Here is a 22,011-nt window from a genome sequence, read left to right as displayed (position 1 = left end):
CTATGTTAGCCGGTGAAACCAGGGGGAGGATTGACGTGATGTCGTCTGTGGACGGATTCGCACCGGGGTACCCGATCGGCGCTGCGGACGGGAACGGCGGGCCGCGCCGGGGCGCCGAGGCGACGATCGAGCCGCAACTCGTCCGGGTGTCGGTACTCGGCGGCAACACCCAACTCGACGTCGGACTGCCGGCCGGCGTCCCGATCGCGGCCCTCATCGGTGACCTTGTCGCACAGATCGAATCGCGCAATCCGACGCGTCACGACCCCGACGATCCCGATGCCGACGCCCGCAACCCGGGACGCCCCCACGACCGGCAGAACAAATGGACCCTCGCCCTCGTCGGGCAAGAACCTCTCCCCTTGCACCGGTCGCTGTCGGAATCCGGGATCCGTGACGGCGACCTGCTCCTGCTCACGTCCACGCGGACCGGGGAGTCGCCGGTCCTGTTCGACGACGTGGTCGACGCTGTCGCCCGATTGAACGAATCCCAGTTCGTCGGCTGGACGGCGACCGCCGCCCGGCGCGTGGGTTATGCACTCGCCCCCGTGGCGGCGGTCGCGGCCGCCGCGTCGCTGGCCGCCGTCCGGTCCGACACCGGCGCCCTCTGGTACGCCGGACTCTCCGGCCTGGCGGTCCTGGGTCTGGTGACGGCCTCGACGATCGTCTCCCGCTACTACCGGGACGAGTCGACCTCCACGTTCCTGTCGCTGTGCGCCGCGCCGATGGCCTTCGTGACCGGGATGATCCTCACCCCCGGGTCGTTCGGTGCTGCCCACCTCACTCTCGGTTTCGCACTCACGCTCGTCGCCGCCGTCCTCACCTATCGGATGACCGCCGTCGGCGCGACCGCGCACAGTGCGGTGACCAGCGCCGCTCTGCTGGGCGCACTCGGGTGCGGAGCCCGCTTGCTCGTCGACGCCCCCGTCCCCGACGTCGCGGCCGTCGTCGCCGCGGTCGGACTCCTGATGATCGGCCTCGCGCCCCGCGCGACGATTTTGCTCGCGAAGTTGCCGCTGCCCCCCGTCCCGACCGCAGGTGCGGCCATCGACGTCAAGGACATCGAACCGCGTCCGGCCATCGAGGGAATCGGCGCGATCGGGGCCACGGCTCTGCCCAAAGCCGATGCGCTGGAACGCCGCTCGTACATCGCCAATGCCTACCTCACCGGCATCGTCGGCGGACTCACGGCGGTCACCGCGGTCGCCGCCGTACTCACCGCGGCCCCGCTCGCCGGTTTCGAGTGGCGCAACGCGGTGTTCGCGGCGATCATCGGCATCGTGCTGTGCCTGCGCGGGCGCTCGCACAGCGACCTGTTCCAGGCGGGCACCCTCATCACGGGCGGGTCCCTCGTGGTCATCGCGTTGCTCGTCGGGCTCGCGTTCGGCGACGACCGCTGGCCGGTCATCGGTTTCGCGCTCGGCATCCTGTTCGCCATCGCCGCCTTCGTGTTCGGTGTCCTCGCGCCGGAGCAGGATTTCTCCCCCGTCATGCGGCGGTGGGCCGAGATCGGCGAGTACATCCTCGTCGCGTTGATCGTCCCCCTGCTCCTGTGGTTGCTGGATCTGTACCGAATCGTTCGTGAGATCTGATGCGCGGCAAGCGCACCGGAGGCATCGGGGTGCTCGCGATGGCACTCGTCTCGACGCTGATCGGCGTCTGTGCGGCCCCGGCGGCCGCCGTCGGCCCCCCGCGCGTGGACCCCGGTGCGCTCATCCGCTCGGCACCGGTCGCGCCGCCGGAACCCACCGAGCAGAGCCATCTGTGCAACACCACCGAACTCACCCGTAGTGTCGCGAAACCCACCGCCGCACAGTCGATGATGAACCTCCCCGAGGCGTGGCGCTTCAGTCGCGGCCAGGGGCAACGGGTCGCCGTCATCGACACCGGCGTGACCCCCCATCCCCGGCTCGGTCGTGTCATCGCAGGTGGCGACTACGTCTCGAACGGCACCGGACTCGACGACTGTGACGCGCACGGCACCCTCGTGGCGGGGATCATCGCGGCACGGCCAAGTGCCACCGACGCGTTCGCCGGCGTGGCCCCCGCGGCGTCGATCATCGCGATCCGGCAGTCCAGCAGCGCATTCGGCAAGAAGGACGACAGACGTCGCGACGACCCGGCACCCGTGGTGGGTTCCGGTTACGGTTCGGTGCGGACGCTGGCACATGCGATCGTCCGTGCGGTCGACCTGGGCGCGACCGTCATCAACGTCTCGGAGGTCGCATGTGCGTCGGCGTCGGACTCCGTCGACGACCGGGCGCTCGGAGCCGCCATCCGCTACGCCTACGACCGCAACGTCGTGGTGGTCGTCGCCGCGGGCAACCTGACACGGGACGGCGCCTGTCAGAACCAGAATCCCGCGCCAGCACCGGACGACCCCGACGGTTGGCGTTCGGTCTCGACCGTTGCCAGCCCCGCCTGGTACTCGCCCTACGTGTTGACCGTGGGCTCGGTCGATTCCGACACCGGTGTCCCGAGCGATTTCAGCCTGCACGGCCCATGGGTGGGCGTCGCCGCACCGGGTACCGGGATCGTGAGCCTCGACAGCAAGCGCGGGTCCACACGTCTGGCCTCGGCACAAGAGAGTGACGAGGGGCCGGTGCCGTTGATCGGCACCAGCTTCGCCGCACCCTACGTCGCCGGGACCGCCGCACTGATCCGCGCCAGATTTCCCCACCTGTCGGCACGAGAGGTGATGGATCGCATCATCGCGACCGCACACTCACCCGGTACGGGACGCGATCAGCGAATCGGGCACGGTGTCGTCGACCCGGTGGCCGCACTCACCGCGAAGGTGCCCGCCGAGCAGTCACAGCGGGTGCAGTCCGCGCCCATCGCCGCGCCGCCGGAGCCACCGACGCCCGACAACTCCGCCCGCAACGTCGCGATCGCCGGCACCGGGATCGCCGTGGCGGTCATCGCCGCGGTGCTCGCGATCGCGCTACCTCATCGGCGAGTGCGCACACTCGATCCCGAGGAGTTCTGACCCCCGACGAGACGCGGACGATCGGAGTTCGATCGGGGGCGTCAGCTCGTTCGCGCGGGACGCAGCTCGCGCGGCAGGGCGAACGTGAGGGTCTCGTTGGCGGTGTTGACCGTCTCGACGGTGCCGTACCCGCGCTCGGCGAGATAGTCGAGCACCCCGCGGACGAGGACCTCCGGCACCGAGGCACCGGAGGTGACACCGACGGTGCTGACACCCTCCAGCCAGGTCTCGTCGATCTCGCGGGCGTAATCCACCAGGTGGCCCGCCTTGGCGCCCGCCTGCAGGGCGACCTCGACGAGACGGACCGAGTTCGACGAGTTCTGCGAACCGACGACGATCACCAGATCGCACTCGGGCGCCATCGCCTTGACCGCCACCTGACGGTTCTGGGTGGCGTAGCAGATGTCGTCGCTCGGCGGATCGTTGAGCAGCGGGAACTTCTCCCGCAGGCGTCGGACGGTCTCCATGGTCTCGTCGACCGACAGCGTCGTCTGCGACAGCCAGACCAGCTTCGACTCGTCGCGGACGGTCACCGCGTCGACGCTGTCGGGGCCGTCTACGAGCTGGATGTGCTCGGGGGCCTCGCCTGCGGTGCCCTCGACCTCCTCGTGGCCCTCGTGGCCGATCAGCAGGATGTCGTAGTCGTCGCGGGCGAACCGCTTGGCCTCCTGGTGGACCTTCGTGACCAGCGGACACGTCGCGTCGATGGTCTTGAGGTTGCGCTGCGCGGCGGTCTGGTGCACCAGTGGGGACACCCCGTGCGCGGAGAACACGACGATCGCACCCTCGGGCACCTCGTCGGTCTCACCGACGAAGATCGCCCCGCGCTCGGCGAGGGTCTCCACCACATGGCGGTTGTGCACGATCTCCTTGCGGACGTAGACGGGAGCGCCGTGCTTGTCGAGGGCACGCTCGACCGTCTCCACCGCGCGGTCGACCCCGGCGCAGTAGCCGCGCGGTTCGGCGAGCAGGACACGCTTGGTCTCAGACATGCTTCCCAGGGTACGGGTTACGCGGCGTTGCCCGTGATGGCAGAGTATTGGCATGGATCGCGCACCCTACCCGGCCCGGATCGCCGCAGGTCTGATCGTCACCGCCCTCGAGGAGACGCGCAAACTCCCCGCGCTGCTCATCACCCTTCCGATGACCGCGGTCAGCCAGACGCTGCAGGCGGGGATGCGGGCGCAGCAGAACATCGCCGAACTGGCGATCAAGGGCGACGCCGCACTGGAGATGCTGTTCGACCGGCCCGACGAGCAACCGGAATGGGCCCGCTTCGACGACGACGAACCGCTCGATCCCACGACCGATGATCACCCGGCCGAGGACGTCCCGGTCGAGAACGCCTCACGCGTCCCCACGTCCATCGACGACGAGGTCGGCGAGGCGGCGTCCGAGACCGCCGACGACGAGCGCCCGTCCCCCACCCCCGCGACAGCGACTCCGAAAGCCGCCGCCGCCAGAGCAGCTGCGGACAAGGCCGCCTCCGACGCGGCGCTCGCGGCCCCGCCGAGGTCAGACGCGGGCCGTTTCGCCCTGTACAGCTCCGCACCCGACGAGGTCGTGGCCGCGGAGGTGCCGGGCAGCGGTCCCGCCGCCAAGGCCGGGTCGGGCCCGGAGATCGTCGAACTCATCGAGTACGACACCCTGACCCTCGCGCAGCTGCGTGCCCGCCTCCGTTCGGTGAGCACCGACGACCTGTCGGCCCTCGTGACCTACGAGAAGGCCGGCCGCAACCGCGCGCCGTTCGTGACGATGCTCGAGAACCGGATCGCCTCCCAGAACAAGCGGTCCGCCGAATCGTGACCGAGAGCGTGACGGGCGCGTGAGCGGTCCCGACACGAGCGATCCATCCCGCCGTTCCACCTCGCCGAATTCGGCCGAACACCCGTGGCCGGTGCGGACGGTCAACACCAAGATCGCCGACTGGATACATCGGCTCGGTCAGATCTGGGTCGAGGGGCAGGTCACCCAGATCAGCCGTCGGCCGGGTACCCGGACGGCGTTTTTGACCCTGCGCGACCCCGCCGCCGACATCTCGATCTCGGTGACATGCAGTCCGGATCTGTTGGCGCGCACCGAGGTTCCGCTGACCGACGGCAGTCACGTGGTGGTCCTGGGCCGACCGAGTTACTACACCGGCCGCGGCACGGTGTCCCTGCGCGTCAGCGACATCCGACCCGTGGGCATCGGCGAACTGCTGCTGCGGATCGAACGACTTCGCCAGTTGCTCACCGCGGAGGGCCTCTTCGACCCACGACTGAAACGTCCGCTGCCGTTCCTGCCCCGCGGCGTCGGGCTGATCAGCGGCCGGGCGAGCGCGGCCCAGCATGATGTGGTGAGCGTGGCCACCGAACGCTGGGCGGCCGTGCGCTTCGACGTCCGCGAGGCGCCCGTACAGGGACCGACCGCGGTGACCCGCATCCTGACCCACCTCGCCGACCTGGACGCCGACCCCGATGTCGAGGTCATCATCATCGCCCGCGGCGGTGGCAGCGTCGAGGACCTCCTGCCCTTCTCCGACGAGGCGCTGCTGCGCGCTGTCGCGCGGTGCCGCACCCCGGTGGTCAGCGCGATCGGCCACGAACCGGACAATCCGCTTCTCGACCTCGTCGCCGACCTGCGCGCCGCCACCCCGACCGACGCCGCCAAGCGCGTCGTCCCCGACGTCGAGGCAGAGCTGGCGGGCGTCAACGACCTCCGGCGTCGCAGCGCACAGGCGTTGCGCAGCTGGGTGCGCCGGGAATCGGGCGTCGTCGCCGGCCTTCGCGCCCGGCCGGTCCTGTCGCGTCCCGAGGTCATCGTCGACTCCGAGGCGCGCCGGGTCGTCGAACTCGTGCGCGCGCTGCGTCGTGACGTCCTGCGGCACATCGACGCCGAGGAGCGCACACGCGACCACCTCGCCGCCCGACTCTCCACGCTGGGGCCCGCACAGACACTCGCCCGTGGATACGCGGTGGTGCAGCGGACCGACGTCGACCCACCGCACGTGGTCGGCACCCTCGCCGACCTGCCGCCCGGCGCGGCACTGCGCATCCGCGTCGCGGACGGTTCCGCGACCGCCCAGGTCACCGACACCACCCGGAAACGAGCCCCCCGGCGGACCCGGAAACCACCGACTGCGCAGAAGAACGGAGACGACACGTGAGCACCGACGAGACCGACGAGACCTACGGCCCGGTCGAGGAACTCGGATACGAGGAGGCCCGCGACCAGCTCGCCGACATCGTCACCACCCTCGAGCACGGCGGACTCGACCTCGACGCGTCGCTGGCGCTGTGGGAGCGCGGTGAGGCCCTGGCGACCCGGTGTGAGGAGCATCTCCGTGGCGCGCGCGAACGGATCGAGACCGTCATCAGCCAGAAGGCCGGCACCGCCGACCCAGACGGTGACGACTGAAGACAGGGACGACTGACGACAGGGACGACTGACGACGGGGCCGCGGGTTCGACGAGCCGGCGTCAGCTGCGCAGCGGCGGCTGGGCGACGACCGACGACGCGATGGTGTCCAAGTCCGCGTCGGGACCCCGCGAGAGCACCGCGATCCGCACGTTCCCCATGTCGGTGATCCAGAACTTCTTGCCCTCGGACGTCTCGTACGTCACCCACTGGCGACCACCGGACTGTCGGGTCCCGGTGCCCACGACATCGTCGAAGTCGCTTCCGCCCAGATAGGGCACGAGCAGGTCCTCAGGGGCATCGGACTGGCTGAGCTGGACATAGGCGCCACCGCTGCTGAGCCAGCCGACGGTGCTGACCCGATGCCCCTCGATCGCATCCGAGGTGCCGGAGTTCGGCCGCCACCCGTCCGGCGTCGGCGGGCGCCGGATCGGGAACGGGAGTTCGCGGGCGTCGGCCTGCAGCGCGGTCACCACGTCGAACGCGGGAACCTTGCTGTCGGACGGATCCTTCTGCACGCCCACCGAGCAGTTCCCCGACGCGATCGCCACCAGCGCGCACAGCGCCAGCAACGGCACCAACGACCAGAACATGTCCTTGCCGTTGATCAGAATGCGCGGTTTATCTGCCATGAGGGCGAGTATTCCACCAGCAGGGCCACTGACCGAATGGCCGGTGTGACATGCAAGGATGGTTCCTGAGACCACCGCCACAGTACTGAGATCAGTGCCACACTCGAGGAGTCGATCGCCCATGACCGAAAGCACCCATCAAGCCCCCGATCGCAACCTCGCGATGGAACTGGTCCGTGTGACCGAGTCGGCCGCCCTCGCGGCCGGCCGCTGGGTCGGGCGCGGCGACAAGAACGGTGGCGACGGTGCGGCGGTCGACGCGATGCGCGAACTCCTGTCGTCGGTGTCCATGCGCGGCGTCGTGGTGATCGGTGAGGGCGAGAAGGACGAGGCGCCCATGCTCTACAACGGTGAAGAGGTGGGCAACGGCGAAGGCCCCGACTGCGACGTCGCGGTCGATCCCATCGACGGCACCACCCTGATGGCCGAGGGCCGCCCCAACTCGATCTCGGTGCTCGCGGTCAGCGAGCGCGGCACCATGTACGACCCGTCAGCCGTGTTCTACATGGACAAGATCGCCGTCGGACCGGACGCCAAGGGCGCCATCAACATCAACGAGTCGGTCGAGTGGAACATCAACTCGGTCGCGAAGGCCAAGGGCATCGACGTCGCCGACCTCACGGTCATCGTCCTCGACCGTCCCCGTCACGCCGACCTCATCGGTGAGATCCGCCAGGCCGGCGCCAAGATCCGCCTCATCTCCGACGGCGACGTCGCGGGCGCGGTCGCGGCTGCCGACGACTACTCGACGGTCGACATGCTGATGGGCGTCGGCGGCACCCCCGAGGGCATCATCACCGCGGTCGCGATGAAGTGCATGGGCGGCGAGATCCAGGGCAAGCTGTGGCCCCAGACCGACGAGGAGCGTCAGAAGGCGCTCGACGCGGGTCACGACCTCGACCGCGTCCTGACCAACGACATCCTGGTCAGCGGCGAGAACGCCTTCTTCTGTGCCACCGGCGTCACCAACGGCGACATGCTGCGCGGGGTCACCTACCGCCCCAACGGTGCGACGACCCGCTCGCTGGTGATGCGGTCGAAGTCCGGCACAGTCCGTCGAATCGAGGCCGTGCACAAGCCGGCCAAGCTCCGCGGATACTCGCGTCTCGATCTCTGAGATCGCACCGGGTGCGGTGACTTCCGATCCCGGGCCCGGAACCGGCCCCATGTCCACGAGGCTCGACGACGAGCGAACCTCTGGCGTGGGGCCGTTCTCATCGGGCGATACGATGCGGTCCGTGAGTAAACCAGCCTCAGCCCCCGAGTTTCTCTACTCAGATCTGCTCCCGACCGGCGCCGATGACACCCCGTACCGGTTGATCACCACCGAGGGTGTCTCCACGTTCACCGCCGGCGATCAGACTTTCCTGAAGGTCGAGCCGGAGGCCATCCGGGCGCTCACCGCCGAGGCCATGCACGACATCAGCCATTACCTGCGCCCGGCCCATCTCGCACAGCTGCGCAAGATCATCGACGACCCGGAGGCGTCGGGCAACGACCGTTTCGTCGCCCTCGACCTGCTCAAGAACGTCAACATCTCCGCCGGCGGTGTCCTGCCCATGTGTCAGGACACCGGCACCGCGATCGTGATGGGCAAGAAGAGCGAGGGCGTCCTCACCGGCGCCGACGACGCCGAGGCGATCTCGCGGGGCGTGTACGACGCGTACACCCAGCTCAACCTCCGCTACTCCCAGCTGGCGCCGCTGACCACCTACGACGAGAAGAACACGGGCACCAATCTGCCCGCGCAGGTGGAGATCTACGCGACCGAGCAGGGCCCCAAGGGGCCGGAGTACAAGTTCCTCTTCATGGCCAAGGGCGGCGGAAGCGCCAACAAGTCCTTCCTGTTCCAGGAGACCAAGGCGATCCTGAACCCCAAGGGCATCCTGAGGTTCCTGGACGAGAAGATCCGCTCGCTGGGCACCGCGGCGTGCCCGCCTTACCACCTGGCCGTCGTGATCGGTGGCACCTCAGCCGAATTCGCGCTCAAGACCGCGAAATACGCGTCCGCACACTATCTCGACAACCTCCCGACGCAAGGGTCGATGTCGGCCCATGGTTTCCGTGACCTGGAGCTCGAGGACGAGGTCTTCAAGCTGACCCAGTCCTTCGGTATCGGTGCCCAGTTCGGCGGCAAGTACTTCTGCCACGACGTACGCGTCGTCCGCCTGCCGCGCCACGGGGCGTCGTGCCCCGTGGCGATCGCGGTGTCGTGCTCGGCGGACCGTCAGGCCCTAGGCAAGATCACCGCCGACGGCGTCTTCCTCGAGCAACTCGAAACCGATCCCGCCAGGTACATGCCGGCAGCCGGTGTGGCCGAGGACATCTCGGGCGGTGAGGTGGTCGAGGTCGACCTCAACCGACCGATGGCGGAGATCCTGTCGCAGCTCTCGCAGTACCCGGTGAAGACGCGGTTGTCGCTGACGGGCCCGCTGGTCGTCGCCCGCGACATCGCGCACGCGAAGATCAAGGAACGCCTCGACGCCGGCGAGCCCATGCCCGACTACCTCCGGGACCATCCCGTCTACTACGCGGGCCCGGCGAAGACGCCGGAGGGAATGGCATCGGGGTCGTTCGGCCCGACGACCGCCGGCCGCATGGACAGCTACGTCGAGCAGTTCCAGGCAGCCGGCGGCTCGATGGTGATGCTGGCCAAGGGAAATCGATCCAAACAGGTCACCGAGGCGTGCGGCTCCCACGGCGGTTTCTACCTGGGTTCGATCGGCGGCCCCGCCGCGCGACTCGCGCTCGACTGCATCAAGAGCCAGGAGATCATCGAGTACCCCGAACTCGGCATGGAGGCCGTGTGGAAGATCGAGGTCGAGAATTTTCCCGCGTTCATCGTTGTTGACGACAAGGGCAACGACTTTTTCACCGACCCGAGCGGGACCGTCGACGTCCCGCTGAACGGGATAAGGATCCGATCGAAGGAGTAGCGACACCCATGACCGAGGTACAGGACGGAACATCGGGCGGGCAGGAATACCGCATCGAGCGCGACACCATGGGCGAGGTCCGGGTGCCTGCCGACGCCCTGTGGCGTGCGCAGACCCAACGGGCGGTGGAGAACTTCCCCATCAGCGGACGCCCCCTCGAGCGGACGCAGATCCGCGCCATGGGGCTGCTGAAAGCCGCCTGTGCCACGGTCAACAGAGAATTCGGCCTCCTCGACGCGGAGAAGGCCGACGCGATCGTCGCGGCGGCGACGGAGATCGCCGACGGACGCCACGACGACCAGTTCCCGATCGACGTGTTCCAGACCGGTTCGGGCACGAGTTCGAACATGAACGCCAACGAGGTCATCGCGTCGATCGCGAAGGCGCGGGGTGTGGACGTCCACCCCAACGATCACGTCAACATGTCGCAGTCGTCGAACGACACCTTCCCCACCGCCACCCATGTGGCGGCCACCGAAGCCGCCGTCACCGACCTCATCCCCGCCCTGCAGCACCTGCAGAAGGCGTTGAGCGACAAGGCATCCGAGTGGCGTGAAGTGGTCAAGAGCGGTCGCACACACCTGATGGACGCCGTCCCGGTCACGCTCGGACAGGAGTTCGGCGGCTACGCCCGGCAGGTCGAGGCGGGCATCGAGCGCATCTCCGCGACGCTGCCCCGCGTCGGTGAACTGCCGATCGGCGGCACCGCCGTGGGCACCGGGCTGAACGCCCCCGAGCGTTTCGGCACCGAGGTGGTCGCCGAACTGATCCGGCTCACCGGAGTGGAGTCACTCGCCCTGGCCGAGGACAACTTCGAGGCCCAGGCGGCCCGTGACGGGCTCGTCGAACTGTCGGGACAGCTCAAGACGGTCGCCGTGTCGCTCACCAAGATCGCCAACGACGTCCGCTGGATGGGTTCGGGCCCGCTGACCGGCCTCGGCGAGATCCTCCTCCCGGATCTCCAGCCGGGCAGTTCGATCATGCCGGGCAAGGTGAATCCGGTTCTGCCCGAAGCGGTCACGCAGGTGGCGGCGCAGGTGATCGGCAACGACGCCGCGGTGACGTGGGGTGGCGGCAACGGTGCGTTCGAACTCAACGTCTACATCCCGATGATGGCGCGCAACGTGCTCGAGTCGCTCAAGCTGCTCGCCAACGTGTCCCGCCTGTTCGCCGACCGGTGCATCGCCGGGCTGCAGGCCAACACCGACCGGTTGCGCACCCTCGCGGAGAGTTCGCCGTCGATCGTGACACCGCTCAACAGTGCCATCGGGTACGAGGAGGCGGCGGCCGTCGCCAAGGCCGCACTCAAGGAGGGCAAGACGATTCGCCAGACGGTCATCGACCGTGGGCTCGTCGGCGAATCACTGACCGAGGCCGAACTCGACGCGCGCCTCGACGTGCTCGCGATGGCGAATCTCGACCGGGAGCGGTGATTCCGGTGGCGGCGAAACCCGAGTCATTTCCATCGGACTGGCAGACCGCGCTCGTCCTCGTCGCCCACCCCGACGATCCGGAGTACGGGATGGCCGCGGCCGTCGCACGCTGGACCGGCGAGGGCAAGCGTGTCGTGTACGCGCTGGCCTCGAGCGGAGAACGCGGCATCGAGGGCATGCCGCCCACCGAATGCGGGCCGTTGCGGGAAGCGGAGCAACGGGCGTCCGCATCGATCGTCGGCGTCGACGAGGTGGAGTTCTGGGGCTTTCCCGACAGCGACATCCGCAACACGCCGGAGCTTCGGGCGAAGATCGTCGAGACCATCGAACGTGTTGCGCCGGAGGTGATCCTGTCGTTGTACGGCGGCCCGGAATGGGCGCCGGGGATGCCCAATCAGCGCGACCACATGGAGTTCGCCGCAGCGGTACTCGACGCGTACGACTCCCTCGGTTCGCCACCGGTGTACCTGTTCGAGAACGGACCGGCGGCCACCCACTGGGTCGAGGTCGACGATCAGGTCGACATCGCCGTGCGCTCGCTGGCCGCGCACGATCGCTATCTGTCGGTGCTCGACCCCGACACCCCGGTCACCGAACAGGCACGCCTGCAGATCGAGCGGGCCACCGCTGCACCGGAGGGTGCCACGTCCGGGCACGCCGCCGGGTTCGAACTCAAGCGGAGTCGGTGACCAGAGAACACGCCACCGCGGTGGACGGTGCCGGTCGCGGCTAGAGCGGCACCGCCCATCGCACCCGAAGTCCTCGGCCCTCCTCCGGTGTGGACAACTCGAGATCTCCGCCTGCCTTCTCCGCGCGGAGCCGGAGGTTTCGCAGACCGCTCGGCGTGATGTCGTCGGGCAGCCCCACCCCGTCGTCGGTGATCTCCACGACCATGTGGTCGCCGACGGCGAGGGACACCGTCACCGTCGACGCGTGGGCGTATCGCACCACATTGCTCAGCCCTTCCCGCACCACGGCGACGACCTGGTCGGCGAGCCGTGGCTCGATCACCGACAGCGGGCCCGCCATGCGCACGTGGATCTGGATCGGCAGGTCGTCGATCTGCTGATCGATGACCTCCTGCACTCGCTGACGCAGGCGCGTGGTCACCATGTCCTCGGCCTGCAGGTCGAAGATCGTCGTCCGCACCTCCTGGACGATGTCCTGCAGGTTGTTGATCGAGCGGGTCAGCCGGGTCCGGACCTCGGGTGAGGAAGTGCGTTGCAGCGTCGCCTGCAGACTGAGACCTTCGGCGAAGATGCGCTGGATCACGTGGTCGTGCAGGTCGCGGGCGATCCGTTCGCGGTCCTCGAGGACTTCCATCTGATGTGTCTGCAGTGTCGCCGTGGCGAGTTGCAGCGCGATGGCGGCCTGGTCGGCGAAGTCCGCGGTCAGCCCCAGCAGATCCTTGGCGAAGGGCTCACGCCCCTCGGATCGCATCGCGATCAACACCCCGCGCGTGGAGTCCATGGTGCGCAACGGGGCTGCCATGACAGATCCGTACCGCGTCGACGAATCACCGGAGACGTCGTATTCGAGATGGTTGCGCAGCACGGGTCGGCGCCGCACGAACGCGGTGCCCGAGGTCGACCCCTCGATCGGGATGGCCTGGCCGCGGAACACCTCCGCATCGCCACCCTCGGCGACGGTGACGACCAGTTCGTCGACCATGTCGACCGGCTCGTCGGGGTCGTGCGGTTCGGCGATGAAGACCAGATCGGCCGCCGAGAGGTTCAGCACCTTCCGCGCGATCACCTCGAGGACCTCGAGGTGATCAGCGCCGGTCAGCAGTTCGGTCATGACATCGCGATTGGCCTCGATCCACGTGAGCTGTGTCTGCGCCTGCGCGTAGAGCCGGGCGTTGTCGATCGCGATCCCGGCGGCCGCGGCGAGGGCCTGGATGACGATCTCGTCGTCCTCGGTGAACACGCCGCCGTGCTTCTTCTCGGTGAGGTAGAGATTTCCGAAGATCTCGTCGCGAACTCGGATCGGTGTGCCCAGGAAGCTCGTCATCGGCGGGTGGTTGGCCGGGAACCCCACGGACTCCGGGTGAACGGAGAGATCTTCCAGACGCAGGAGTTCGGGCTGTTCGATGAGGAGGCCGAGCACGCCGCGGCCCGTCGGCAGCGGTCCGATGTCGGCACGCATCTCCTCGTCGATGCCCTGGGAGAGGAAGGCCGACAGATCGTGGCCGCCGCCCAGGACCCCCAACGCGCCGTATTCGGCGTCGACCAGGCGGATGGCCGAGGCCACGATCGATTCGAGTGTGGTCTCCAGGTCGAGGCCCGAGCTCACCACGAGCATCGCCTGCAACAGTCCGTCGGTGCGGTCACGGACGTCGCCGATCTGAGTGATCCGGTCCCGGACCTCATCGAGCAACTCGCGCAAACGCAGCTGCGACAATGCATCCTGCAATTCACGCGATCGCGGACCCAGTTCCGAGAATTCGGAAACCATGGAACGGATCATAGTCAGTCTCCGATGAGGTCGGGACACTTCGCCGCTCGAATTCCTGCCTGCGAAACGCCACGGCAAGGGCCAGACGGTACAAAGATGGAAAAATCTGTGACGTGAAGTCCTACAATTCGCTGCAGGCGTCTATGCCGAAGGGAGTCGGCATGATCACGGTATTTCTGGTGGACGATCACGAAATCGTTCGGCGCGGTCTCGTCGAACTGCTCGACGCCGATCCCGACCTACGTGTCGTCGGCGAGGCTGCGACCTGCTCTCAGGCACTCGCGAGAATTCCGACCGTCAAGCCCGATGTGGCCGTTCTCGATGTCCGACTGCCCGACGGGAACGGCATCGAGCTCTGCCGCGACCTGCTCGACAGGGTTGACGGCCTGCGTTGCCTGATGCTCACCTCGCTCACCGACGACCAGGCGATGATGGATGCGATCCTGGCCGGCGCCAGCGGGTATGTCATCAAGGACATCACCGGGATGGAACTCGCCCGCGCCATCGCAGACGTCGGCGCAGGCCGGTCGCTGCTGGACAACCGTGCGGCGGCAGCACTGATGGATCGACTCCGAGCACGGCAGGACACCGAGGAACAACCCCACGACGGCCTCACCGAGCAGGACCGGACCCTGCTCGAGCTACTCGGCGAGGGCCTGACGAACAGGCAGATCGCCGCACGGATGCACCTCGCGGAGAAGACCGTCAAGAACTACGTGTCCCGCCTCCTGGGCAAGCTGGGCATGGAGCGGCGCACACAAGCCGCGGTGTATGCGGCCAAGACCGCCGACCGGGCCCGACGCCGCTGACGCGATCGTGATCCCGTCGTGGTCGACTCGTCACCACCCTGGATGTCATTGGACACTTGAGATCTATCTCACATACGGTGACACTGGAATGGTCGTTCGTCCGAGTCGACGAACGCCGTCCGGCGGCCCCGTACCGACACCGACTCTCGTACCGACACCCAGGGATAGAAGGTCCATCGACATGACGCTTGTGTCCGCCACACGTGTGGAAGCAGAGGGTTCGCCGTTCGATCGGCTGTGCGCCAGTTGCGGACGCAGCTTCACCGTGGGCGCCCATCTCGGCAGACATGCACTCGACGAGTTGGCCCGGGTCAACGGCTGGCACATCGGTCCTGACGCAACGCTGTGCCCGGGATGCCGCGGCGCCAGACTGAGTCTGTCCGGGAGGTAAATCCGCAGGATCGCATCCGGAAGGACGAGATCCGGAATGACGAGATCCGGCGGGACGAGACACGACACCGACCACAGATCGGGCGGGCACTGGTCAGTGCCCGCCCGATCTGTGGTTCATCCCGCCTGGGACGTGCCGAGTCCGAACAGAGCCGGCACGACGCCGACCAGCTGGGTCAGCAGGCCGGTGAGCACGTCCGCTCCCATCCCGGACGTGGCCGGCGGCGCCGACGGCGGAGTGGAGCCCGGAGGGGTCGTGCCCGGAGCGGTCTGAGGGGTCGCTCCGGGCGCGTCGCCTGAGGGCGCGCCCTGATTCACCCCGATCGTGATCTTCGGATTCTTCGCCGGGTCCAGCCAGACCAGGATCTGCTTCATCAGATCCCGCTCGATCGCCACGCAGCCCATGGTGGGCTCACCGTTGGTGACATGGAGGAACATCGCCGACGCCCGGCCCGGAGTCCGTTGGGGGTTGTGCGCGATGTTGACCGCGTAGTCATAGACCGGTCCGGAGTTGTACAAATTCTCGCTGTCGCCGCCGGGACTCTGCGGCTGACGCACGTGCGTGTTGTACGTCGGCGACTTCATGTTCGAGTCCCACCAGTCCTGCTGGTCGACCTTGATGTACGGCAACTTGGTGCCGGGATTGGCCTCACGGCCGAACGCCTGGTCGAGCGGGAAGGTGCCCTGGGGCGTCCGGTGGACATTGTCCTTCGGTTCGCCCATGCCGAGCGACCCGAGGAACGCCTTCGTCGGACCGATGACCGGCTTCCAGCTACCCCCCGCGCCGCGCTCGAACGCGGTCAGCGTTGCGGTGGTGTCGGACGCTTTCGGGGCGGTGACGACGATCATCTGGTTCGTCGGCCCACTCGTCCCGGGTACGTCTCCGGCACCGTCCGACGATCCGGATCCGCCCGCGAGTTGATCGAGGATCCCGTCGACCAACGGGATTCCCGACTCGGGAATGGCCGCGCCCGGCGTCGTCGGTGTGGTCGGAGTCGTGGTTCCGGGTGTGGTCGGTGTAGATGTCTCCGGAGCGGCAAGCGCATGACCGGCCCCACCAGCGCACGCGGCGAGAACCGCGATGACCAACAGTCCCAATAGTCTCATTCGCCTCATCAGTAACTTCTGCACCACACCAGTGTGACAGCGCGCAAGGGTCGATGAGTCACGTCCTGGTCACGGTGCCGTTCTGATCGGGTGTCGACAGATGGCGGCCCCATTGCTCGTTCGCGTTTGTTTTTCGATCGACAATGGCCGCCTTGAGGTTTCTCGAACCGCAGGCCAGCCAATTAGTCGCTATTTCTGATGGAATACGCAGAACGCATTCGCAGATGATAATTTGCGCAATTGTTATTGCATCATTACCCTCGCTTACGACGGCGCCGAGCCACGGCGATCGTTATCCGGACAGCCATTCGACCAAGGGAGAGAAATGACTTCTCTGGAGAACGTTGAACTGCTCACCGCCATCGTCGATCTTCTCAATGCGCTCGGCGATTTCAGCCCGATCGAGCCGCCGACCACCTGATTTCGGCGGTCATTGCAGGTGATCGGCTTCTGATGGTCTGATCACCGCAATGAATTGACACCGCGAAGGCCGCGCCGACTCCCTCCCCTCGGTGAGTCGACGCGGCCTTCGTGTTGTCGTGGTTACCGTCTTGCTCGCGAAGACGGGATTCCATTCCCCCTAAAGCAGAGAACTACGGCGCGAATTCCTCGAGCATTTCCGTCACCAGCGCGGCAATCGGCGACCGCTCGCTCCGGGTGAGGGTGATGTGCGCGAACAGCGGGTGCCCTTTGAGCTTCTCGATGACCGCGGCCACGCCGTCGTGTCGGCCGACCCGGAGATTGTCGCGCTGCGCCACGTCGTGGGTCAGCACCACCCGCGAACCCGAACCCAGGCGGGACAGCACCGTCAGCAGGACGTTGCGTTCCAGCGACTGCGCCTCGTCGACGATGACGAAGGAGTCGTGCAGCGACCGCCCACGAATGTGGGTCAACGGCAGGACCTCCAGCATTCCGCGGCTGAGCACCTCGTCGATGACCTCCGGCGACGCGAGACCCTCGAGGGTGTCGAACACCGCCTGCGCCCACGGCCCCATCTTGTCGGACTCGCTGCCGGGCAGGTAGCCCAGTTGCTGGCCGCCCACGGCGTACAGCGGGCGGAACACCACGACCTTGCGCTGGGTGCGCCGTTCGAGAACGGCCTCCAGTCCCGCGCACAAGGCCAGCGCCGACTTGCCGGTACCCGCCTTGCCGCCGAGTGAGACGATGCCGACGCTGTCGTCGAGGAGCAGATCCAGTGCCACCCGCTGCTCGGCGGATCGTCCATGGAGGCCGAATGCCTCACGATCGCCACGCACGAGCTGGACCCGCTTGTCGGCGTTGACCCGGCCGAGCGCACTCGATGACGTGCCGAGCATCCGAACGCCGGTGTGGCACGGCAGTTCCCGGGCTTCGTCGATATCGACCACACCATCGGAGAACAGGGTGTCGATCGCCGTGGTCTCGACGTCGAGCTGGGTCATGCCCGACCATCCGGACACCACCACGTCCTGCGCGTGGTACTCGTCCGCGTCGAGGCCGACGGCGCCGGCCTTGACCCGTAGCGGCGTGTCCTTGGACACCAGGGTGACGTTTTTGCCCTCGGCCCGCAGGTTGAGGGCGCACGCCAGGATGCGCGAGTCGTTGCTGTCGGTGCGAAAGCCGGCGGGCAACACGGTGGGATCGGTGTGATTGAGCTCCACCTGTAGCGTGCCGCCGTCCTCCCCGATCTCCAGGGGCAGGTCCAGTCGGCCGTGTTCCAGGCGCATGTCGTCGAGCATGCGCAACGCCTCACGCGCGAACCAGCCGAGTTCGTGGTGGTGACGTTTGCCCTCGAGTTCGCTGATGACCACGAGCGGGAGGACGACGTGGTGTTCGGCGAATCGCATGACCGCCCAGGGATCGGACAGCAGCACGGAGGTATCGAGGACGTAGGTGCGTGTGGTCACGTGGGGCTCCTACGTTCATGCGGCTCCCGCACAAACCAGTGTTGGTCGACCGGCCGGTCCAAGTTGTCCGTTGCCCTCGGCGTCAACCGAGGTGGACGAGGACCGGGGCCGGCCCCCTCGCGTTGCTTCTACAAGCCACGAATTGAACCTCCCGGACGAACCGCTTCCCCGCGGTCCGTCACTCGTCAACGTACGCGCGAAATCCGATGGGGGCCCTTCGGAATCGGGTGTGTCGGCGTGAATTGTAGGTAAACCGACGTATTGTCGGAGACGGAGACGCAACACGGCGCCACCAGGTATTTTGTCGTCCTGGTGGCGCCGTGTTCGTGAATGTGACACCGCACGTGCACCCCTACGGGGGCGCGGGTTCGGTCAGCCTCGGGCGCGCTCGAGGATCCGCTGGCGCGCGGCCTCGGCCTCATCGGAGAGCCCGGCGACGGATTCGAGTTTGACGGCCTCGGCGAGGGCCGCGGCGATCGCCGTCTTGGTCCCGGCGTCCTCGTAGTGGGCGATGAGTGCGCGCTCGGCGTCGAAGTCGTCGACGTCGTGACCGATGGGCTCGTCGATGGCCAGGGCCCGGTCGATCGCGAGGACTGTGGCGTCCTGATCGGCGACGAGACCGGCGTTGAGGAATGCACCGAAGGTGACCGCCTGCTGCTGGTCGTCCGCGGCGATCTTGGTGAGGATCTCCTCGAGGACTTCGTCGTTGGCGACGGCCTTCAGGTTCGCGATGAAGTGCACGCACTGGTTCTCGTGCACTGCCATGAGAGCCAGCACGTCAAGCGGACTGAGGGGCTCGACCTGCTCGGGGGTCTGCCGGTAGCCCTGCGTGACGTGGATGCGCCGCCGCTCCTCCGCGTCCACGGGATCGATCGCGCGCCGGACGACCAGGTAGTCGCGCAACACGATCGCATGGCGGTTGTCCTCGGCGGTCCACACGCCCACGAGTTGCCGCCAGTCGGAGAACGCCGGGAAGTGCTTGGCGAGCACCCGGTGATACGACGGCAGGTTGTCTTTGGTCAGCAGCAGCGCCAGCAACCCCGCACGCGCCTCATCGGACAGCGTCGCCTGCGACGGGTCGAAATCGTCGCCGCCGAGGAACGCGAAGTTGCGTCCGTCGTCCCACGGCACCCAGTCGTGCGGATTCCACGGAGTTGCGGCCGCCTGGTGGTCTTCCGCGATCTCGGGAAGAGCCTTTTCGAGCGCGATGATCAGGTCGTCTTCAGTGAGGGCGTTCATCGCTGCAAGGATACGGACGCGGCGCCGACGCGGGCAATCCAGGTCAGATCCGGCTCATCAGTCCCCAGTCCTCGAGCCCCTCGTAGAGCGGGAAGTCGAGGGCCAGCTTGGACACGCGTCCGCGCAGGGCGGTGACGTCGGCGGACTCACCGGCGGCCAGGGCGGTCGCGATGATGTCGGCGACCTCGGTGAACTGCTCGTCGCCGAAGCCGCGCGTGGCCAGCGCGGGAGTACCGATGCGCAGACCGGACGTGACCATGGGCGGACGCGGGTCGAAGGGCACCGCGTTGCGGTTGACCGTGATGCCGACCTGGTGGAGCAGGTCCTCGGCCTGCTGACCGTCGAGCGCGCTGTCGCGCAGGTCGACGAGGACGAGGTGGACGTCGGTGCCACCGGTCAGCACCGACACCCCGGCCTTGGCGACGTCGGAGCCGGTGAGCCGCTCGGCGAGAGCCCGGGCGCCGGACAGGGTGCGTCGCTGGCGTTCGGCGAACTCCTCGGTGCCGGCGATCTTCAGGGCGACGGCCTTGCCCGCGATGGCGTGCATGAGCGGACCGCCCTGCTGCCCGGGGAAGACCGCGGAGTTCAGCTTCTTGGCCCATTCCTGCTTGGCGAGGATGATTCCCGAACGGGGACCGCCGAGGGTCTTGTGCACCGTGGACGAGACCACATCGGCGTGCGGGACGGGCGACGGGTGCACGCCGGCTGCGACCAGTCCGGCGAAGTGGGCCATGTCCACCCAGAGATATGCGCCGACCTCGTCGGCGATGGACCGGAACGCCTCGAAGTCGAGGGTCCGCGGGTAGGCCGACCAACCGGCGACGATGACCTTCGGCTTGACGTCGAGGGCGATCTTGCGCACCTCGTCCATGTCGATGCGGAAGTCTTCTTTGCTCACGCCGTAGAAGGCGTTCTCGTAGAGCTTGCCGGAGAAGTTGAGTCGCATCCCGTGGGTGAGGTGGCCACCGTGGGCGAGGTCGAGACCGAGCATGGTCTCGCCCGGCTCCATCAGGGCCTGCAGCACGGCGGCGTTGGCCTGGGCACCCGAATGCGGCTGCACGTTCGCGAAGTCGGCACCGAAGAGTTCCTTCGCACGGTTGCGCGCGATGTCCTCGACGACGTCGACGTACTCACAGCCGCCGTAGTAGCGGCGACCCGGATATCCCTCCGCGTACTTGTTGGTGAGCACGCTGCCCTGCGCCTGCAGCACGGCGCGCGGCACGAAGTTCTCCGAGGCGATCATCTCGAGGGTGTCCCGCTGGCGGCTGAGTTCGCCGTTCATGGCGGCGGCGACGTCGGGGTCGACCTCAGCCAGGGACATCGAGTTCACGGATGACGAGTTCGCGGTCATGACGTCAAGTCTAGGGACGGCGCCGGGAGCGAAGCGAGCGGGCCGATTTAGGACCGGCGCCGGGAGCGAAGCGAGCGGGCCGATTGATCACCGAGTTCGCGTCGCAGGCTCTCGGGGATGAGCGGCTCGTCGAGCAGCCGACCGAAGGCGGCGGCGCGGTCGGCGGCGGTGTCGAGCCACCGGTCGAGCAGCTGATACCCCTCGACGTAGGTGCTGATGTAGGCGCGCCACAGCGGTGAGGTGAGAAACCGGAGCATCTGGGTGGCGCGTTCGCGCGGCGCGAGCAGCCATTGCTGCAGGAATGCGGCGACGGTGTCGTTGTCGGCGTGCCGGTCGTGCAGCATCAGGGCGGCATCCTGACGGACGGTGAGCAGTCCACCGGTGGCGCGACCTATCCGCATCGCGCGGTCGGCGTCGAACCGGAGTCCGAGGTCGGCGTAGATCTCCTGGGCCCAGCTGCCCCAGTCCTTGCCGACGATCGCATCGAGGGCGTGGTCGGCGAGACCCTCCGCCATGAGGCACTGGGGTGTGTTGACGAGGAAGATCGACTGCTCGTCGTGTCCCGCTCCGACGAGCAGTTGCTCTTTCCGGCAGTGTTCGGTGTGGTGTCCCGGGTAGGCCTCGTGGGCGATCAGGGACGGCAGCGACGACATGTACTGGGTGAGGTCGGCGTTGATGGCGACGCGGGAGCGGTAGTTGCCGAGGTAGTAGTTGAAGCCCGACCACGGCTTGTCGGTGACGACCTCGAATTCGACGATCTCGTTGTCGGGCAACGGATATGCGTTTCGGACGCGCTCGCGCAGGGCGCCGCTGAAAGCTCGGACGCAGTCGTCGACGCGTTCCGGCGGGATCTCGTCGGAACGGCGATGCGCGGCGTAGGCGTCGCGCAGAGCGTCGGCGGTCGTATCGGGGATGTCGAGGGCGTCGGCGAGTTCGGTGTGCGCCTGTCGGTAGCGCTCGGGGTCGGCGGCGGTGATGTCGACGTCGAAGTAGGCGCGCACCTCGTCGACGAATCCGATGTCGTCGCCGGCGAACTTGCGCGCGGAGCACTCGAGTGCTCGCAGGTGGGAGCCGATGAACTCCGCACGCGCGGCATCCAGCGTTCCGGGGAGTTCCGCGAGCAGCGTTCTGGCACGTTCGGCGAGCCGCGCGGGTTCGGGGGCCGGCGCGCTCTCCACCTCGGCTCGCAGCGACGGGTCGCCGGTGTAGGCGTCGACGAAGCCGCGTTCGAGACGGTCGAACGCCAGCCCGAGGCGCAGATACTCGATGACCTGCGGGTCGGCGGCACGGGCGGCGGCGGGCTCGGTCGGGGTCGGGACGGACGGGTCAGCATCCGGGGCGGGCACCGATGACATATCGGCAGGCTACCGAGTGCCGTCCGCA

General features: G+C 67.7%; 18 protein-coding genes. 10 read left to right on the top strand and 8 right to left on the bottom strand.

Features of this window, described 5'->3' with window-relative positions; translation table 11 throughout:
• Positions 1-38 precede the first annotated feature (38 nt).
• Both eccD and mycP read left to right on the top strand, forming a co-directional pair.
• Positions 39-1,592 carry a type VII secretion integral membrane protein EccD gene (gene eccD, locus MAY35_RS14850; RefSeq protein ID WP_238422071.1) on the top strand — a complete coding sequence of 518 codons (1,554 nt, stop codon included), beginning with the start codon at positions 39-41 and terminating at the stop codon, positions 1,590-1,592.
• Positions 1,592-2,989: a type VII secretion-associated serine protease mycosin gene (gene mycP, locus MAY35_RS14845; RefSeq protein WP_238422070.1), complete on the top strand. Its 1,398-nt coding sequence runs from the start codon at positions 1,592-1,594 to the stop codon at positions 2,987-2,989. Before eccD ends, mycP begins: the two co-directional genes overlap by 1 nt.
• Before the next feature lie 41 nt (positions 2,990-3,030).
• On the opposite strand, the gene MAY35_RS14840 is transcribed toward mycP, so the two are convergent.
• Entirely contained in the window at positions 3,031-3,981 is a 951-nt protein-coding gene (locus MAY35_RS14840; RefSeq protein WP_238422069.1) for a 4-hydroxy-3-methylbut-2-enyl diphosphate reductase, read from the bottom strand.
• 52 nt (positions 3,982-4,033) lie between these two features.
• Between MAY35_RS14840 and MAY35_RS14835 the strand changes: the two genes are divergently transcribed.
• The 3 genes from MAY35_RS14835 to MAY35_RS14825 are packed head-to-tail and all read left to right on the top strand — an operon-like array spanning position 4,034 to position 6,388.
• Positions 4,034-4,795, top strand: coding sequence for a lipid droplet-associated protein (locus MAY35_RS14835; protein WP_238422068.1), 762 nt, complete (start codon positions 4,034-4,036; stop codon positions 4,793-4,795).
• 19 nt (positions 4,796-4,814) lie between these two features.
• Positions 4,815-6,137 carry an exodeoxyribonuclease VII large subunit gene (gene xseA, locus MAY35_RS14830; RefSeq protein ID WP_238422067.1) on the top strand — a complete coding sequence of 441 codons (1,323 nt, stop codon included), beginning with the start codon at positions 4,815-4,817 and terminating at the stop codon, positions 6,135-6,137.
• Entirely contained in the window at positions 6,134-6,388 is a 255-nt protein-coding gene (locus tag MAY35_RS14825) for an exodeoxyribonuclease VII small subunit (protein ID WP_238422066.1), read from the top strand. Before xseA ends, MAY35_RS14825 begins: the two co-directional genes overlap by 4 nt.
• A gap of 62 nt (positions 6,389-6,450) precedes the next feature.
• On the opposite strand, the gene MAY35_RS14820 is transcribed toward MAY35_RS14825, so the two are convergent.
• Positions 6,451-7,020: a DUF4245 domain-containing protein gene (locus tag MAY35_RS14820; RefSeq protein ID WP_238422065.1), complete on the bottom strand. Its 570-nt coding sequence runs from the start codon at positions 7,018-7,020 to the stop codon at positions 6,451-6,453.
• Between the two features lie 121 nt (positions 7,021-7,141).
• On the opposite strand from MAY35_RS14820, the gene glpX reads away from it, so the two are divergent.
• From glpX to MAY35_RS14800, 4 genes are all read left to right on the top strand, one after another.
• The gene (gene glpX, locus MAY35_RS14815; RefSeq protein WP_238422064.1) at positions 7,142-8,137 is read left to right on the top strand and encodes a class II fructose-bisphosphatase; all 996 of its coding nucleotides are present in this window, start codon (positions 7,142-7,144) and stop codon (positions 8,135-8,137) included.
• 121 nt (positions 8,138-8,258) lie between these two features.
• The gene (locus MAY35_RS14810; RefSeq protein WP_308192461.1) at positions 8,259-9,956 is read left to right on the top strand and encodes a fumarate hydratase; all 1,698 of its coding nucleotides are present in this window, start codon (positions 8,259-8,261) and stop codon (positions 9,954-9,956) included.
• 8 nt (positions 9,957-9,964) lie between these two features.
• The gene (locus MAY35_RS14805; RefSeq protein ID WP_238422062.1) at positions 9,965-11,389 is read left to right on the top strand and encodes a class II fumarate hydratase; all 1,425 of its coding nucleotides are present in this window, start codon (positions 9,965-9,967) and stop codon (positions 11,387-11,389) included.
• Between the two features lie 5 nt (positions 11,390-11,394).
• Complete coding sequence (locus MAY35_RS14800; RefSeq protein WP_238422061.1) at positions 11,395-12,078, top strand: PIG-L deacetylase family protein; 684 nt, start codon at positions 11,395-11,397, stop codon at positions 12,076-12,078.
• A 40-nt stretch (positions 12,079-12,118) separates the two neighbouring features.
• Here the strand turns inward: MAY35_RS14800 and MAY35_RS14795 are convergent, their stop codons facing one another.
• On the bottom strand, positions 12,119-13,846 hold the full coding sequence (locus tag MAY35_RS14795; RefSeq protein ID WP_238422060.1) for a GAF domain-containing protein: 1,728 nt from the start codon (positions 13,844-13,846) through the stop codon (positions 12,119-12,121).
• Between the two features lie 161 nt (positions 13,847-14,007).
• Here MAY35_RS14795 and MAY35_RS14790 point away from each other — a divergent pair, with 161 nt between their 5' ends.
• Positions 14,008-14,655: a response regulator transcription factor gene (locus MAY35_RS14790; protein ID WP_238422152.1), complete on the top strand. Its 648-nt coding sequence runs from the start codon at positions 14,008-14,010 to the stop codon at positions 14,653-14,655.
• 507 nt (positions 14,656-15,162) lie between these two features.
• Here MAY35_RS14790 and MAY35_RS14785 read toward each other — a convergent pair.
• The 5 genes from MAY35_RS14785 to MAY35_RS14765 all read right to left on the bottom strand — a co-directional run bounded on the left by MAY35_RS14785 (position 15,163) and on the right by MAY35_RS14765 (position 21,983).
• Entirely contained in the window at positions 15,163-16,152 is a 990-nt protein-coding gene (locus MAY35_RS14785) for a L,D-transpeptidase (RefSeq protein WP_238422151.1), read from the bottom strand.
• Between the two features lie 593 nt (positions 16,153-16,745).
• Complete coding sequence (locus MAY35_RS14780) at positions 16,746-18,038, bottom strand: PhoH family protein (protein WP_238422059.1); 1,293 nt, start codon at positions 18,036-18,038, stop codon at positions 16,746-16,748.
• 372 nt (positions 18,039-18,410) lie between these two features.
• Positions 18,411-19,277 (bottom strand): acyl-ACP desaturase, encoded by an 867-nt coding sequence (locus tag MAY35_RS14775; RefSeq protein WP_238422058.1) that lies wholly within the window; start codon positions 19,275-19,277, stop codon positions 18,411-18,413.
• 43 nt (positions 19,278-19,320) lie between these two features.
• On the bottom strand, positions 19,321-20,628 hold the full coding sequence (gene glyA / locus MAY35_RS14770; protein WP_281063139.1) for a serine hydroxymethyltransferase: 1,308 nt from the start codon (positions 20,626-20,628) through the stop codon (positions 19,321-19,323).
• 47 nt (positions 20,629-20,675) lie between these two features.
• Positions 20,676-21,983, bottom strand: a complete 1,308-nt coding sequence (locus MAY35_RS14765; RefSeq protein WP_238422057.1) for a DUF2268 domain-containing protein — start codon at positions 21,981-21,983, stop codon at positions 20,676-20,678.
• Positions 21,984-22,011 lie beyond the last annotated feature (28 nt).

Source organism: Gordonia sp. 'Campus' (assembly GCF_022206305.1).
GTDB lineage: Bacteria > Actinomycetota > Actinomycetes > Mycobacteriales > Mycobacteriaceae > Gordonia.
Note: the sequence above shows the minus strand (reverse complement) of the source record. Positions and strands in the feature narration are given on the sequence as shown.